General features: G+C 45.6%; 1 pseudogene. It reads right to left on the bottom strand.

What is annotated here, in order from left to right:
* Positions 1 to 913, bottom strand: a pseudogene (locus tag BBG47_RS27990) (transposase); the annotation flags it as partial.
* Between the last annotated feature and the right edge of the window lie 443 nt (positions 914 to 1356).

Genomic DNA, 1356 nt, shown 5'->3' with positions numbered 1-1356 from the left:
CTTGCACTTCTCGACGTCAAAGTAATACACGAGAGAGCGACTGTCTCCACCGTCGGTGCTTCCCGGTGTCACCTCTAGGGCGGTAATGATTTCTTCTTCCGTCATTGCAATATGTTCTTTGTACCCAAAAAACGATTTGGAACTGCTCTTCCAGCCGAAGCGCGCATCTGGGTCGATGGCTGAGAGAATCCCCTTATGTGAGAGTAGCCGCTCGTCCTCGACAATCTGCTTAGCGATGCCAAGTTTATCGCTCACCGCACCTTCATGATCCGGCAAGAGCTTCTCTACCGTCTGGCCAAGCTGCGCCAAATAGGCCAGCATGAATTGCTCGGCACGCTTGCTCACTTTTTACGGATGGTAGCTTAGGGAGTTTCTTCTCCAGCTTGGGATGATGTTTGGTGACAACTCGAAACAGTCGTTTGGCTGCACCACGCAATACGTCGAGCGGCCGTTGCTTTTGGCTGCCTGCCTGCGTGTGTGTTGCGTCCATAATGATGGATTTGCTTTTCACCAATCCCTGTTCCATGCATTGGCCAACCACATGTTTCAGCACATCTTCAACTTGGCTGGCTCCCAAGCGGTGATTTAGGAACCGTGACTACTGTGACGCATCTGGAAGTGAGTCTTCTGGATTGATCCCAATAAACCATTTGTATGCCGGATTTACTTGAGCTTCCTGTATGATTCGATCATCCGAGAGATTGTACAGGATCTGTAAGAACAACAAACGAAACAGTAATTCCGGTTCGTTTGCCGGTCTGCCATAATACTTACAGTAGGAAAGCTTTGCTAGTTCATGAATAAATCCAAAATCTACAGTGGCATGTATTTTGCGAAGCAGGTGGTTTTCAGGTACAAGTTTATATAACTCCGCATGAAACGATGCGGTTAATTGTTTGGCTGGCTGCAGCAAATCCTCTCATCTCGCTTTCCCTTTTCTCCCAGTATACAACAAACCCAGTACCGACTCGGTACTGGGTTGCTTTTTACATAAACTGTATTCGTTTTGCAGTAGTCTCCGATAGGGTTTATTTGGTATGCAAATCTTTGAAAAACTTACACTGGATCTTTAGAAAAAAACCTAGTTAACGGAATTTTATTTAATCTTAGCTTGATGGGCATGAGTTTTTACCCCTTTTCGCGATTTTGGAGGGTTTTGGAATTTGTCAAGTGTTTTATTCCTATGGAAGTAGGAGGATGACAAGATTGATGGTTCAAGGAATCCCTTGTCCCATCTGCCTCGGTGAATGCCGAGAGGCTATTCAAATAGAAGGAGGAGAGAAAGACTAGAGTGAAAGATGTAGGTTGGGCATATTGCTGCTGAGGATGTTGTCTGTATTAACGGGATGTTTTTTG

It is taken from the genome of Paenibacillus sp. KS1, from assembly GCF_001680695.1.
Taxonomy (GTDB): Bacteria; Bacillota; Bacilli; order Paenibacillales; family Paenibacillaceae; genus Paenibacillus_B; species Paenibacillus_B suaedae.
This window is presented reverse-complemented; position numbering and strand designations above follow the sequence as displayed.